Annotated in this window: 10 protein-coding genes; 7 read left to right on the top strand and 3 right to left on the bottom strand. The window is 55.5% G+C overall.

The features are described from left to right. The first annotated feature begins 225 nt into the window (after positions 1 to 225). Positions 226 to 1,764, top strand: a complete 1,539-nt coding sequence (locus tag FHS27_RS02720) for a cytochrome P450 (protein WP_184301437.1) — start codon at positions 226 to 228, stop codon at positions 1,762 to 1,764. Positions 1,765 to 1,889: 125 nt separating this feature from the next. Here the strand turns inward: FHS27_RS02720 and msrA are convergent, their stop codons facing one another. Together msrA and FHS27_RS02710 are read right to left on the bottom strand one after the other, a co-directional pair. Next, entirely contained in the window at positions 1,890 to 2,402 is a 513-nt protein-coding gene (gene msrA / locus FHS27_RS02715) for a peptide-methionine (S)-S-oxide reductase MsrA (protein ID WP_044257112.1), read from the bottom strand. Positions 2,403 to 2,525: 123 nt separating this feature from the next. After that, positions 2,526 to 3,827: an outer membrane protein assembly factor BamB family protein gene (locus FHS27_RS02710; protein WP_184301434.1), complete on the bottom strand. Its 1,302-nt coding sequence runs from the start codon at positions 3,825 to 3,827 to the stop codon at positions 2,526 to 2,528. Between the two features lie 622 nt (positions 3,828 to 4,449). Here FHS27_RS02710 and wbaP point away from each other — a divergent pair. From wbaP to FHS27_RS02680, 6 genes are all read left to right on the top strand, one after another. Further along, a complete protein-coding gene (wbaP, locus tag FHS27_RS02705) occupies positions 4,450 to 5,970 on the top strand; it encodes an undecaprenyl-phosphate galactose phosphotransferase WbaP (protein ID WP_221224844.1) in 1,521 nt (506 codons plus the stop codon). Between the two features lie 4 nt (positions 5,971 to 5,974). Beyond that, complete coding sequence (locus FHS27_RS02700) at positions 5,975 to 7,489, top strand: lipopolysaccharide biosynthesis protein (RefSeq protein ID WP_184301430.1); 1,515 nt, start codon at positions 5,975 to 5,977, stop codon at positions 7,487 to 7,489. Between the two features lie 309 nt (positions 7,490 to 7,798). Then, positions 7,799 to 9,058 carry a hypothetical protein gene (locus FHS27_RS02695; RefSeq protein WP_221224843.1) on the top strand — a complete coding sequence of 420 codons (1,260 nt, stop codon included), beginning with the start codon at positions 7,799 to 7,801 and terminating at the stop codon, positions 9,056 to 9,058. Beyond that, positions 9,055 to 10,131, top strand: a complete 1,077-nt coding sequence (locus tag FHS27_RS02690) for a glycosyltransferase family 4 protein (protein ID WP_246419034.1) — start codon at positions 9,055 to 9,057, stop codon at positions 10,129 to 10,131. The genes FHS27_RS02695 and FHS27_RS02690 overlap by 4 nt, the downstream gene beginning before the upstream one ends. 3 nt (positions 10,132 to 10,134) lie before the next feature. Then, a complete protein-coding gene (locus FHS27_RS02685) occupies positions 10,135 to 11,361 on the top strand; it encodes a glycosyltransferase family 4 protein (protein WP_184301427.1) in 1,227 nt (408 codons plus the stop codon). Beyond that, positions 11,358 to 12,896 (top strand): GumC family protein, encoded by a 1,539-nt coding sequence (locus FHS27_RS02680; protein ID WP_184301424.1) that lies wholly within the window; start codon positions 11,358 to 11,360, stop codon positions 12,894 to 12,896. Before FHS27_RS02685 ends, FHS27_RS02680 begins: the two co-directional genes overlap by 4 nt. Here the strand turns inward: FHS27_RS02680 and FHS27_RS30925 are convergent. Then, on the bottom strand, positions 12,893 to 13,069 hold the full coding sequence (locus FHS27_RS30925) for a hypothetical protein (RefSeq protein ID WP_246419033.1): 177 nt from the start codon (positions 13,067 to 13,069) through the stop codon (positions 12,893 to 12,895). The two genes, FHS27_RS02680 and FHS27_RS30925, sit on opposite strands and share 4 nt — an antisense overlap. Between the last annotated feature and the right edge of the window lie 2 nt (positions 13,070 to 13,071).

Below are 13,071 nucleotides of genomic sequence, written 5' to 3'. Positions count from 1 at the left end.
CGCGGCTATCAACCGACCGATGGCTGCGTTTTGGCCTCCCACGCGAATTTAGGTCCTGACGTTTGGCAACAAACGCCTGATGGACGTTGAAATCAGGTGATGTTGATGTCGTGGTAGAATTGCCGCGAGGCCTTGCTCTCGGATCGGTGATCGCGACTCGAGTGAAAGCGTTCGGTCTGGTTCGCGTTTTGGTTTTGACGTGCCTCGCAGAAGGATGTATCGCTGATGCGCAACTTGACACGATTCATGCAGGATCACGTTCCCGGGTATCGACGGATCACGCGGCTGCCGAAACAACTCTTTGCAGTTTGTCCGTTTGAAGGTGATTGCACGCCCTCGCGTGTTCGGCTGTTTGATCCGGGGTCGGACCGGCCGACGCAGCCGTTTCCCCATCGTTGGAATTTTCAAGACCCTGTTCAGATTCTCGAATCGTATTTCTGGAACGCGGACGCCGAAGAGGGCCCGGGACGACACAATCGATATCTTGACGTGCCGGGATTTGCACCTGTTTTGGTGACCCGCGATCCAGGAATGATTCGGGCGATTGCGACCGCGACGGGAGATCGGGAGGGACAGTTTGATCGTGATACGTTGCCATCGGTGGGCATTGCGCGGGCAACGGGTACGGACACGTTGTTGTATGCCAACGGTGCGGAGTGGAAGAAGCAACGGAAGATTGCCGCCTGCCCGTTTGGGAAGACGACGCTGTTTCAACCCGAGCAGTTCTGCGAGTTTGCAGATACGTTTCGTGCAACGGTGCGAAGTCGGATCGATGTGCTGCGACAGCATCTGACCAACAGTGGCGCCGACTCGGTGGAGATTCCATTGGAACCGGAAGTCAAAGTCGTGATGTTGGAAATGCTCACCAACAATTTCTTCGGCGCCGAAATCAGCTACGACGAACTACGAGAAAAGTACGTCCCGGCACTGGAACGAGTGATCGATCATATCGTGTCCGATACGGTCAAAAATCGATTCGGGATTCCGTGGCGCAAGTTTCCGAGCGTGAGTGACCGGATCGTGCGAGCGAAAGAAGACGACGCGACGTTCGAGGAATTGACCGGGTTAATTTTGGCGCCGCGTGGTGAGCAGAAGGCATTGTGGAGGCAGTTCAAATCGGAGGCACCGGACGCGAAGTTGGTCAGCAACCTCAAAGTTTTCTTGGCGGGAGCCCTCGAGGCGACGACGTCCTACGCGACGTGGGCAATCTCTCATTTGGCCCGTCATCCCGAATCGCAGGAGCGTGTCTACGAAGAGGTGAAAGACATTGACGTCTACACGCCAGAGGTCTTGGCGGGAGCAACGTACTTGCGTGCGGTGTTGGACGAGACGTTGCGGTTGACACCTTCCTTGTACTTTTTGCCACGCCGGGCTACCACTGACACGTGGGTGACGGCGGCGGACGGTCGGAAGTTATTGATCCCTTGGGGGACGCATCTCTTGCTCGACGTATGGCACGCCAATCGTCACGAGGATCACTGGGGCGTGGAGGCGAGTGGGTATCCGGCGACAACGTTCGAGCCGGACCGCTGGCGGCATCTTCGCGATTCGGGGCGCGCGACCAAAGATATCCTGCATTTCGGATTTGGTCATGGACCGAGAGTATGCCCGGGAAAACATCTCGGTGAATTAGAAGTCGGGTTAACCGTGGGGGCGTTCGTGAAGACGTTTCGGTTCACCGCCGCGCAAGCCGAGAATCCGGCTCGCGCGGGCGTATCGACAAAGCCCGCCGATGGGACCCGGGTTCGCATGTCGCTGCGTTGAGACGGCGGGAAGTCTAGCCCGGTGCGTCTCGAGTCTTGACCCGGTACGTCGCTCGAGACGGTCCCGTTTTTCGATCAACCATCCCGGTTCGAACGGCGGCATTGCCGATTGCGTTGCGTGCTCGATTACTGCGGGTTCGCGACATCGCGTTTGGGGAGGACCCAATTGGGACGAGGGAAGTGGCACGTGTATCCGTTTGGGATGCGTTCGAGATAGTCTTGGTGTTCCGGTTCGGCATCCCAGAAATCGCCAACGGGCTCGACTTCGGTGACCACTTTGCCGGGCCATAGGCCGGACGCGTCGACATCGGCGATGGTATCGAGCGCGACTTCCCGTTGTTCGTCATCGGTGTAATAGATCGCGGAACGGTACGACGGCCCGCGATCGTTTCCCTGGCGGTTGGGAGTGGTCGGATCGTGGATTTGGAAAAAGAATTCCAACAGTTGCCGATACGAAATCTTCGCCGGGTCGTATTCGATCTCAATCGCCTCAGCGTGGGTTCCGTGGTTGCGATAAGTCGCATTCGGGACGTCGCCGCCCGAGTATCCGACTCGCGTCTTTTCAACGCCATCGAGTTTGCGGATGAGGTCTTGCATGCCCCAAAAACATCCGCCGGCCAAAACGGCACGCTTAGTCATCTCAGTTCTCCACAGGTTCGATTAACAGGTGTGTTCATGATGTCTGTCTGCATTGTTTATACAACGAAGGCAAACGCAAGCGAGCGTGGGGGGCGTATTGACGCGAAAGGATTCTCCCGCGGCTCATTTCAGTAGCGATGCCGAGACGAGCTGGTCGTCGCTGCGGGCGTAGATATATCCGTCCGCGATCGCCGGATGTGCCCACGTGACTCCGCCGCGGCGCGGCAATTGTTTGCGAGTCGGGGCCAGCAGTTTGGTTCGCGAGTGTTCGGTGAAACCTTCGGGAGAAAGGGTCGCGAAGATGAGTTCGCCTTGGTCGTTGAAGAGAATTTCGTTGTTGCCGTGTTGAATCATATGGATCGTTCCCCAGCGATTGCGAGGGACGGCGGTTTGATCTTCCCAAACTCGATCTCCGTTGGACTTTCGCAAACAACGCAATTCACCGTAACTGTCGACGCCGTAAATCCGATCGCCTTTGAATAGCGGCGTGCCGATCATGCAGTGCAAAGCGTCGGTGTTCTTTTCATCAATGCCGACGCGGTGCCAGAGCTTGGTCGCCTTAGGTTCGGTTTGATCGAGTTCGATCATCATGGAGCCGTCATAAAAGGATGAGACGAACAGATGTTTGCCGTCCGTGATCGGTGTTGGTACTCCGATGGGCATGTTGCGAGACGGCATCGCGACTCGCCAAAACACGTTACCGGTTTTGGTATCCAATCCCGTGATGCTGGCCCCGGTCCAGCATACCACGACGTCCTGGTCGCCTTGGCGGATGATGATCGGAGCACTGTAGCCTGCAGGTTCGCTCAACGCGTGCCAGCGTTCTTTGCCGGTGGCCAAATCGAATGCGATCACACAGGCACCCGACGAACCTGATGCGATTTGAATGACGAGTCCGTCGTAGACCAGCGGTGCACCGGCGATTCCCCAGATTGGGAGATCGGCATCGTATTCCTGTTCGAGGTCGTGTTTCCAATGCAGTGCGCCGGAGGCGGCGTCAAAGCAATGAAGGTGTCCCATCGCGCCGACTGAAATCGCACGGCCCGAATCAATCGTAACGGACGCGCGGGGACCCGCGGTGTACTGGATCGTGTAAGGAGCCTCGTATTCGTGTGTCCAAACGTTATTGCCCGTCGCGGCGTCAAAGCACAAGACGCGTTCGCGGCTGTCACGATCATTGTCGGACTGCCGGTCGGTAACGTAGACGCGATTGTCGGCAACCGTTGGCCCCGAATATCCAGGCCCGATCGGAACGCTCCATCGATGCGGTATTTTTCCGGAAGGCAACCGCGAGACGAGTTCGGGAATCGAACGCAGGACGCCATCGCGATTCACCCCACGCCACTGAGGCCAATCTTCCGCGAAAGTGAGCCCGCACGTGAACGCGAGAAATGTTGAGATGGCGGGTCGAGTGGGAAAAGGCATGGAGGTTGGGGGGAGTAGGTGGCAGGTGGCAGGTTGGCAGGTTGGCAGAGCCTTAGGTATTCCACTCCTGCTCTTCCTGTCTTCTCCCCGACATTCTACGGGATTCGATTGCGATCGGTCATCGATGGCGAGTCGCTGCGGATAGTGTTTGGCCGTGTGGTCGGGACTGTGACGTTTGTAGTGGCGGATGTCGGGGTGCGAAAATTGAAACTGGGTTTGCTAGCAAAACAACTTCTTGCGTACCCCGAGGGTGTCGGGGTGACCGGATTCGGAAACTGCGAATCCCCCTAAATGTTCTGTTGGGCAGGGAGCAAAAATGGAAGTTCTTGGTGCTTTTTTCGGCCTTTTTATGGTTTTTGTTCAGGCAACTGGTCCACCATTACCTCAAACGCACCGTGCGCGAACGGACCATAGTGGTAACGGAATCTTCATATTGAAGCAGTGGGATGGGATGTTTGGGTGGTTTTAAGAGGTGGTGACGCCATGGTTTTGCGTAGATTTTGCGGATCGACTGAGTAATGTGGGCTGACGCTGCAGGCCAGAGGGAAAAACTCCGCCCTGTGCGAAATTGTCACACCCTCCAGGACGTTCCAAGCATTTCTAAAAGCCGGAAAAGTCTTTAATGCGTCTTCCACAATCTTTATCTGTCACCCGTTTCGTCGAACGTCGAGGCGTCGTCCTTCAGGAGCCAAGCACGGCTGGGGACGTGGACGTATTGCACGTCCGGACGCCAACCGAAGAAGCCGTCGTCGAATCAGCCTGGCATACCGTCAGGCAAATCGCCACGTATGCCGTGATGATTGTTTCCGATGCGGTTACGTTGTTGCTCGCCATGGTGCTCGCGGTTTCAATTTGGGGGCTCGGCAGCGGTTTCGATCCTTTATGGATGTACTGCGTCTCGGCATCGGTGATGTTTGCGAGTTTCGCCATGCTCGGGTTGTACCCTGGAATCGGCATGACACCCGCAGTCGAAATCCGGCAAACGTCGATGGTGGTTTGCGTCGTGATGTCGACATTCGCCGCAGCAACGTTGTTGCACGCTCGCGACCCGTGGATGTTGGTGCAAGTCGGCCTCGTTTGGATGGCGTTATTAATCGCGCTGCCGGTATCTCGCGGGGTGACGCGTTCGTTGTTGTCACGGACCAATTGGTGGGGCGCCCCGACGGTGATCTTTGGAACCGGCGAAACAGGAGTCTCCATTTACGAATCGTTGCGAGACAACCCGACATGGGGATTGCGACCAATCGGGATTGTCGATGATTCCATTCGCAGCGAAGCCGCCGCGCAGGGTTATCTCGGACGCACATCCGAAGTTCCCGATTTGGTGCGTGAATTTGGCGTCACATGGTGCGTGGTCGCGATGCCCGACCGACCGCGTGAAGAAATCTTGCGTTTGGTCGACGACTATGCCGGCATGATCCCTCACACTTTGGTCGTGCCTGATCTGGCGGGCCTTCCGAGTTTGTGGACGGGTGCGGCCGATTGCGGTGGCTATCCCGGGTTGCAACTCAAAGAACGTCTATTGATGCCGGTCCCCCAAGTCATCAAACGTGGAACGGATGTCCTTCTGACGTTGTTGGTGGTTTTGATGTGTGTCCCTTTAATGGTGATTCTGGCCGCCATCGTTAAACTGACATCGAAGGGGCCGGTCTTCTATGCACAACAGCGATTGGGCCTGCATGGTAAACCGTTCCGTGCGTGGAAATTCCGCACCATGGTTCCCAACGCGGACGCGATTCTGGAAGAGTACCTGCAGAACCACGAAGAATTGCGTCAGGAGTGGGAGCGTGATCACAAGTTGAAAAAAGATCCGCGTGTCACTCTCGTCGGTCGTTTCCTGCGAAAGACCAGTCTCGATGAGTTGCCTCAAGTTTGGAACGTCTTGCTCGGCGAAATGAGTTTGGTCGGGCCACGCCCGATCGTGCAGGCGGAAGTCGACCGTTACGGCGATTGCTATGACCTGTACCTGCGAGTCCGTCCGGGAATCACTGGGCTTTGGCAGGTCTCCGGACGCAACAACACGACTTATGAAGAACGCGTCCAATTAGACGGTTACTACGTACGGAACTGGTCGCCGTGGTTGGATCTCTGTATTTTGCTGTCAACGATTCGCGTTGTCTTGCTCAGAGAAGGGGCGTTTTAGCTGGATGAGTGTGAAACAGCTCAACACATCGGCGATTGATCTGCCGGTAGCCGTGTCGGTCCCTTCGGCCTCTACGGCGGAAACCGAATCATGCACGCAGGCCGTCGAAGCGGTGGTGGAATCGCCGAAACCCGCAGAAATGAAAGGGACGCAAAAGCGACTTTTCCGCGAGAGTGTTTGGGTTGTCGGCGGACGATTGTTGGGCATCGCAACGGCGATCGGTCTCAATGTTGTCTTGGTCCGAGTCTTGCCGCCCGCTGACGTCGGTGTGTTCTTTGTGTTGGGCAGCATCATCACGTTCGCCGCCATTGTGGCGATGTTCGGAATGCATACCGCATTGGTTCGATTTGTTTCTGAACGGATCGGCGTGGGAGATGCTCGGGGCGCCGCCGCGGCGCTGAAGCAAGGCACGAAACTCGCGATCTTTGCGATCACGATCGGCAGTTTATTGAGCGCCGGATTCCTGTATGTCGCCGGCGAGCCACTGTTCGGTTTGCAACATTTGGAAGTGATCGCGCCGTTGGTAGCGTTGAGCGTGTTTGGTGCTGCGGCGATTCAGTTATGTGCGAGTTTGCTGCGCAGCTTTCATGACTCGCGGTTTTCGATTTTATTGACCGGGCAATTCGGTGGCCCGCTCTGCAATTTGCTGTTCATCGGATTGACGATCGGATTGAGTCTGTTCGTCGTGATGAGTTTGCAGCAGGTGATGCTGTTTTGCGCGATCTCGCTTTGCGTGCTGACGCCGATTGCGGTCATCGTTTTGTATCGCGTCGGGAAAGCCCGGTTGAGGGAAATCGATTCGAACGATCAGGTGACCGAGGCATTGCCCATGTCGGTGTTGATGGTCGCGTGTTTGCCACTGATGTTGGCGCAGAGTCTTTCCTATATCACCGGGCAGGCCGACATTTGGATCGGCGGTGCGATCGTAAATCACGATGAATTGGCTCTGTATGGTGCCGCCCGGCGACTGATGTTGTTGATCGGGATGCCGATGCAGTTAGTGAATTTGACGGTGATCGCATCGATCGCTGAGTTGCGGGCACAAGGTCGGTTGGACGATTTGCAGCGGATCTTGCGTTTCGCCGCGACCTTGGCGGCATTGGCCGCGTTCGCCGTCTGCATTCCGTTGCTGCTCTTTCCCGCGCAGATCACGTCCTTCATTTTTGGCGAGTACTACGCCGACGGTGCCCTGGTATTGCGGATCTTGTGCGTAGGCCAACTCGTTTTCGTATCCGCCGGTGCGGCTGAGTTGACGTTGATGATGTCGGGAGAGCACATGAAGGCGTTGTGGATCAACGTGCTGACATCGATCGCATTGTTGCTGTCCGGTGTTCTGCTGACCGCGGAGTGGGGAATCGTCGGTCTGGCAATCGCGTGCGCCTCGATCATTTCGTTGCAGTGTATCGGGTTCTGTTTGTACGCCCGTCGGTCAGTCGGAGTATGGACGATTCTCGATCTGCGGGTTCTGACGTCTCTACCGGATATTCTCCGCAATACCGTCGGGAAGCTGGCCAAATAGAGAGAAAATGACGCCTTGATAAAAACACTCCCTAATTAGACTGGACCGAATCAAGCTCTCCCGATCGACGGTGCCACAGCATCGAAAATCGAGTGTGTTGTTTCGGCCGCTCATGGCTGTCGCCCGATCGGGCGCGGCGAGCGAATCGATAGTCAGTGCTACGAAACGGCGGTATCGCCTTCGCGTTTTGTAGCCTGAGATTGCCAGCGGATCAGTCACGAGGACACCGCAAAACATTTTGCATCTTAAACCTCGGAACGAAGAAGTCCCATTTCCACGTCAGCGACTACACCCGCGGCATCTCAAACGATGCCCCACGAACCGGAGCGGCCCAACGGGTTTGCCAGATTCGCGACTGTCATTTGGCAGCCGAGTTTGGTGTTCGTTCCGTTTTTGTTGATCGGTGTGGTGTTGTGGTTATGCCCGTCGATGGAAGGAGCGTCGGGGTATCTGATTCGGGAGCAAATCACGTTTTCGAATCTCGCGATTTTGACGAGTTGGTATGCGTGTATCTGCGTGTGTGCGGTCGTCGGACAACGCGTGGCGACTGGGATCCCACGTCTCACATTGATGTCCAAAAATGCGATTGACCCGCATACGTTCTATGTTGCGTTGACAGTCTTGGCGTTCGTGGGTGTGGTTGGTGCTTGGTTAGCTGCGTTGCGGGCGGGACCTTCGTTGGTTGAGCTCGCCAAGACCCAGCAATTCAATTTGCTCAAAGATGCTCTCTACGACAACTACAATCTGCTCTATTCGCTTCGCTACACGTCGTCGCTCGTCGGTGGGTACGCAATCTATCGGATCGTGTTCTTGCGGAAGTTGACGCGTTTGGATGTTTTGAATCTTGTCCTCTTGCTAGCCGCGGCGGCAATCTCAGCACGGATTCTAATTGTCCAATCGGTGATTTTTTCCGGAGGGTTGGCGATCCGGTTCAACGACATCGGTCGAATCAGTTCGCGTACGATCGGTGTGTCTGGGCTGGTGTTGGCCATGTTGATCGTCACTCTGACATGGGTCCGTAGCGCAGGCAGTTATCGCGACTATTTCGGTGTGAAGAACCCGGTCGCGATGACGTTTCTGGAAATTCAACGATACTTGGGTGCTCCCGTTCAAGCGAGCATGGGGGTTGCGAGGATCGCGGCCAATCAACCGCCCCGTGGATCGCTCTCGAACCTCATCCTGTACGTCACTCCGACGTTCCTTCATCCGGAAGAATTGAAGGTCGAAGATCACTCCGGTGGCGTCGCAACGCAGTGGTACTTGCACGACGTCGACATCAGTGAAACGCTGACGACCAATTCCGCGTTCGTAGATATGTATGGTCATTTAGGGTTTTGGGCGTTCCCCGTGATCGCGTGGTCGACGTTTTTGATGGCAACGATCGGCAGCTATTTTTGGCGTTCGGATAACTTAATGTGCTTGATCGGTTGCATTGTGCTGTACGGCTTCTTTGAACTTTGGCGGACTTACTATTTCTCCGCCGGGTCGTTCACGTTCATGATCTTGGCAGTGTTCGCTGCGGCCGGTGCCGCGTCATTGGTGTCTCCGAAAACAGAGGTGGCGGCATGACTCAACGCGACGCAACAAGACAACGCAAAATCATTTTTGATTCCCGGTGGATGGGAACTCATGGGATCGGTCGTTTTGCCACGGAGCTGAACAACCGGTTGCCGTGTCTCGATGAGCAGACCTTGAGCGGCAGTCCCACGAGTCCGCTCGATTGCCTGAGACTCGGATACACGATTTGGAAGAACGACGGGGCGTATTTTTCGCCGAGCTACAACGCGCCGCTGTCATGGCTCGTTTCGACGAAGCGGCCGTTTGTTTTTACGATTCATGACCTGATTCATGTGAACTATCCCGCGGAGTCCTCGCTGCCAAAACGGTTGTACTATCAATACGTCATCCGTCCGGCGGCGCGAAAAGCGTTCAAGGTTCTGACCGTTTCGGAGTTCTCGAAGCAGGAAATTGTTGCTTGGTCAGGTGTGGATCCGTCGCATGTCGGCGTTGTCTACAACGGTGTGGGATCTGCATTCAAAGTCGATGGGCCGAAACGCGAAACGGAATACGACTACCTGTTGTATGTCGGTAATCAGAAAGCACATAAGAATGTGACGGGGTTGCTGCACGCGTTGGCCGAGGTTCGGAAGACCGTCGACGTGCATTTGGAAATCACCGGCAAAGCGGAGCCGCACACGACCGCGACGATTGAAAAATTAGGTTTGTCGCAACACGTTCATTTCTTGGGCTCGGTCACCGACGATGAACTCGCGTGTGCGTATCGGGGAGCCCGAGCCACGGTGCTCGCGTCGGAGTACGAAGGGTTCGGATTGCCCGTCATTGAATCGATGGCGTGTGGGACACCGGTCGTGTGTAGCAACGTGACGTCGTTACCGGAGATCGCCGGAGGTGCCGCGGTGCTGGTGGATATTGACGCTGAGAGTATTGCGGCGGGAATCCTCCGTTTGCTCAATGATGAATCGCTGCAGCAGGAACTTGTCTTGGCCGGACGAAAACGGGCCGCAGACTTCAGCTGGGAGGCGACGTCAGTAAAAGTCCTCGAGGTGGTTGGCCAACTCGCCGGCGACGAGTCGCAGTGCGTCGAACGAATTGTATCCCCCTTAGAAGCGACATCGCAGTAAGCCATGAAAAACGTTGCTATCATTCATGAGTGGCTGACCACTTACGCGGGCTCCGAACGCGTCGTGGAACAGATGCTGCGTGAGTATCCGGAGTCGGACGTGTTTGCCGTTGCAGATATTTTGCCTGAAAACGAACGAGAGTTCTTGCAGGGGAAAACGCCGAACACAACCTTCATTCAAAAGCTCCCCTTCCTTAAGAAACTGTTGCGGCACTATCTGCCGCTGATGCCGATGGCCGTCGAGCAGTGGGATCTGAGTGGGTACGACGTGATTTTGTCGTCCAATCATGCCGTTGCCAAAGGGGTGATTTGTGGACCCGATCAACTGCACGTCAGTTACGTGCATACGCCGATTCGTTACGCGTGGGATTTCCAGGCTCAGTATCTCCGCGAATCCAATTTGACGTGGGGAATTCGCAGCATGCTGACCCGCAGCATCCTGCATTACATTCGGTTGTGGGACAAAGTCTCGTCGAGTCGGGTTGATGCGTATGTGGCGAACAGCCACTTCATCGCACGCCGCATTCAGAAGTGTTACGGTCGCACGGCGAAGGTCATTCATCCGCCCGTGGATGTCGATGCCTTTACGCCAACGTACGAGAAAGAAGACTACTACATCGCGGCGTCGCGTTTGGTCCCCTACAAACGTGTCGATCTGATTGTGGAGGCGTTCCGAAAAATGCCTGACCGCAAATTGGTCGTGGTCGGTGACGGCCCGATGTTCAAATCGTTGAAGGCAAACTGCCCTGCCAACGTGGAATTGCTCGGTTATTTGAAGCACGACCGGATGAGCAAGCTGATGCAAGGTGCGAAGGCGTTTGTGTTTGCCGCGGAAGAAGATTTCGGCATCACACCCGTTGAGGCTCAGGCTTGTGCGACGCCCGTGATCGCGTACGGACGCGGCGGCAGTTTGGAGACTGTCATCGATGGCGTTACTGGTTGTTTCTTCGCCGAGCAAACCCCTGACAGTATTGTCGCAGCCGTGGAGACGTTTGAACGTCAGCACGGGCACTATGACTTGTCGTCCATCCGGCGACATGCCGAGGGCTTTCGCCCCGAACGTTTTCGTAAGGAATTGTCGGACTTCATCGCGGCCGAGTGGGCCAAGTTCGACGGGCACCGACGCCACCAACCTCATCATCAAGATCCCGTCGCTGATCCGCAATTCGCGGACGGCCCGGATCAACGCCCCGTCGTTATCGGTGACCCTTTAGGAATGACTTTATCATGACTACCCATTCTCCGAGCACTGAAAAAACATTGGACCTGACCCAGGCCTTGTGGCAAAACCGTGGAAAGATGTTAATCGTCTTTTCGATGGTCATGATCGCCACCATCGGTTTGCTGAAAGTTGCCAAACTCAAGTACACATCCGAAGCGAAGCTGTTCATTCGTTTGGGCAAAGAGACCGTGGGGCTCGACCCAACGGCGACGGTCGGACAGACCATTGCCGTTCAGGAAGGACGCGAAAAGGAGATCTACTCCGTTCAATCGCTGATGCAAAGTCGTGGCGTTCTCGAACAGGTGGTCGATGCGGTTGGTGTAGAGCGAATCCTTGAGGAAACAGGCGACGACGAGCCTGGTTGGATGCCGATCGATTTGAAGGAGCTGAAGAAACTCAGTCCTGTGTACGTCGATAGCCCACGCGATGAAGCGATCGAAAAGCTCGAAAAGGGTTTGGAAATCTACAACCCGCGTTCGACGGCGATCATCGGGTTACGGTACGAGACCATCAGCCCGAAACTCGCGGCGGAGGTACTCGATCGTATCATCGAATCGTCCGTCGACGCTCATGTCCGCATTCACCAATCCGAAGGTTCCAACGAATTTTTCACAGACCAAACCCAGCAAACCGCCGAAGAAGTGGCGAGGCTAGAAGCGGAACTGCTCGAATTCAAAAACGAGAGTGGTGTTTCCGAGTTGAATCAGCATCGCCAGGTCAAAATCGCTCAGATTGCATCGCTCGAAGATGCGTGGTTGGAAACGATCGCTCAAATCGAAGCAGTCGATGGCGAAATCAAATCGCGTGAGCGGATGGTCGCTCAGCAACCGTTGCAGGTTCGTTTGGCCGAGACAACGGGTTTGCCGAGCAGTGCCGCTGAGGGAATGCGTGAACAGCTTTACTCGTTGCAGTTGAACGAAAGCGAGTATCTGTCGCGATACCAGCCGACGCATCCAAAGGTTCGACAAATGCGGGCGCAGATCGCGGCCGCTCAGGAAACGCTCGATTCCGAAAATCGGTTGACTCAGGTGACGATGGGGGTCAACGAATCACGTCGTGAAATGGAATCGGAACTGCAGAATCAGCGAGCGATCGCGGCATCGCTCGCCGCCCGTCAGGAGATTTTGGCCCAACAGATTGCCGACGCGAAAAGCGAACTGAAGTCGATCAATGAGAATGAAATCAAGTTTGCACAGATCTCACGCCGACTCGATTTGGCGCGTACGAGCTACCAGGATTATGCACGACGATCTGAGTTGGCGCGAATGGATCAAGCATTGAGTAGCGAGAGCTTGTCGAACCTGACCGTGCTGCAATCGCCCAGTGCGTCCAAAATTCCATCGAGTCCCAAAGTCGCGATGACGCTTGTCATGGGCATCACGTCGGGAACTTTTCTGAGTGCTTTGGTCGCAATCCTGGCTCAGTTGAGAACGATTCATCGGGAGGAGCCCACGATGGCTCCTCGTAAGAAGAAGGAGCCATCATGGAAAGGATTCCGATTCGTTAACGCGGCGACGCGTTTGCTTTCCTTCCGGTGGCTTTAATGGACTTCAGGAATGAAGGGATAGGAAGCCGTCAGAGAGGGAGTAATCTCTTTTCCGTGCAGAATCTGCGCCCACACGTCGAGTCGTCCGGAATCCTTGCCACACAGGTTAAGAAATCGTTGGCCGTTGAAGGTTTGGACCGATGCCAACGACTCGAGCGGAATGAACGACATCA

Source organism: Aporhodopirellula rubra (assembly GCF_014192335.1).
GTDB classification, from domain to species: Bacteria; Planctomycetota; Planctomycetia; order Pirellulales; family Pirellulaceae; genus Rhodopirellula; species Rhodopirellula rubra.
The sequence above is the reverse complement of the archived record's forward strand: the minus strand, read 5'-3'. Positions and strand labels throughout refer to the sequence as shown.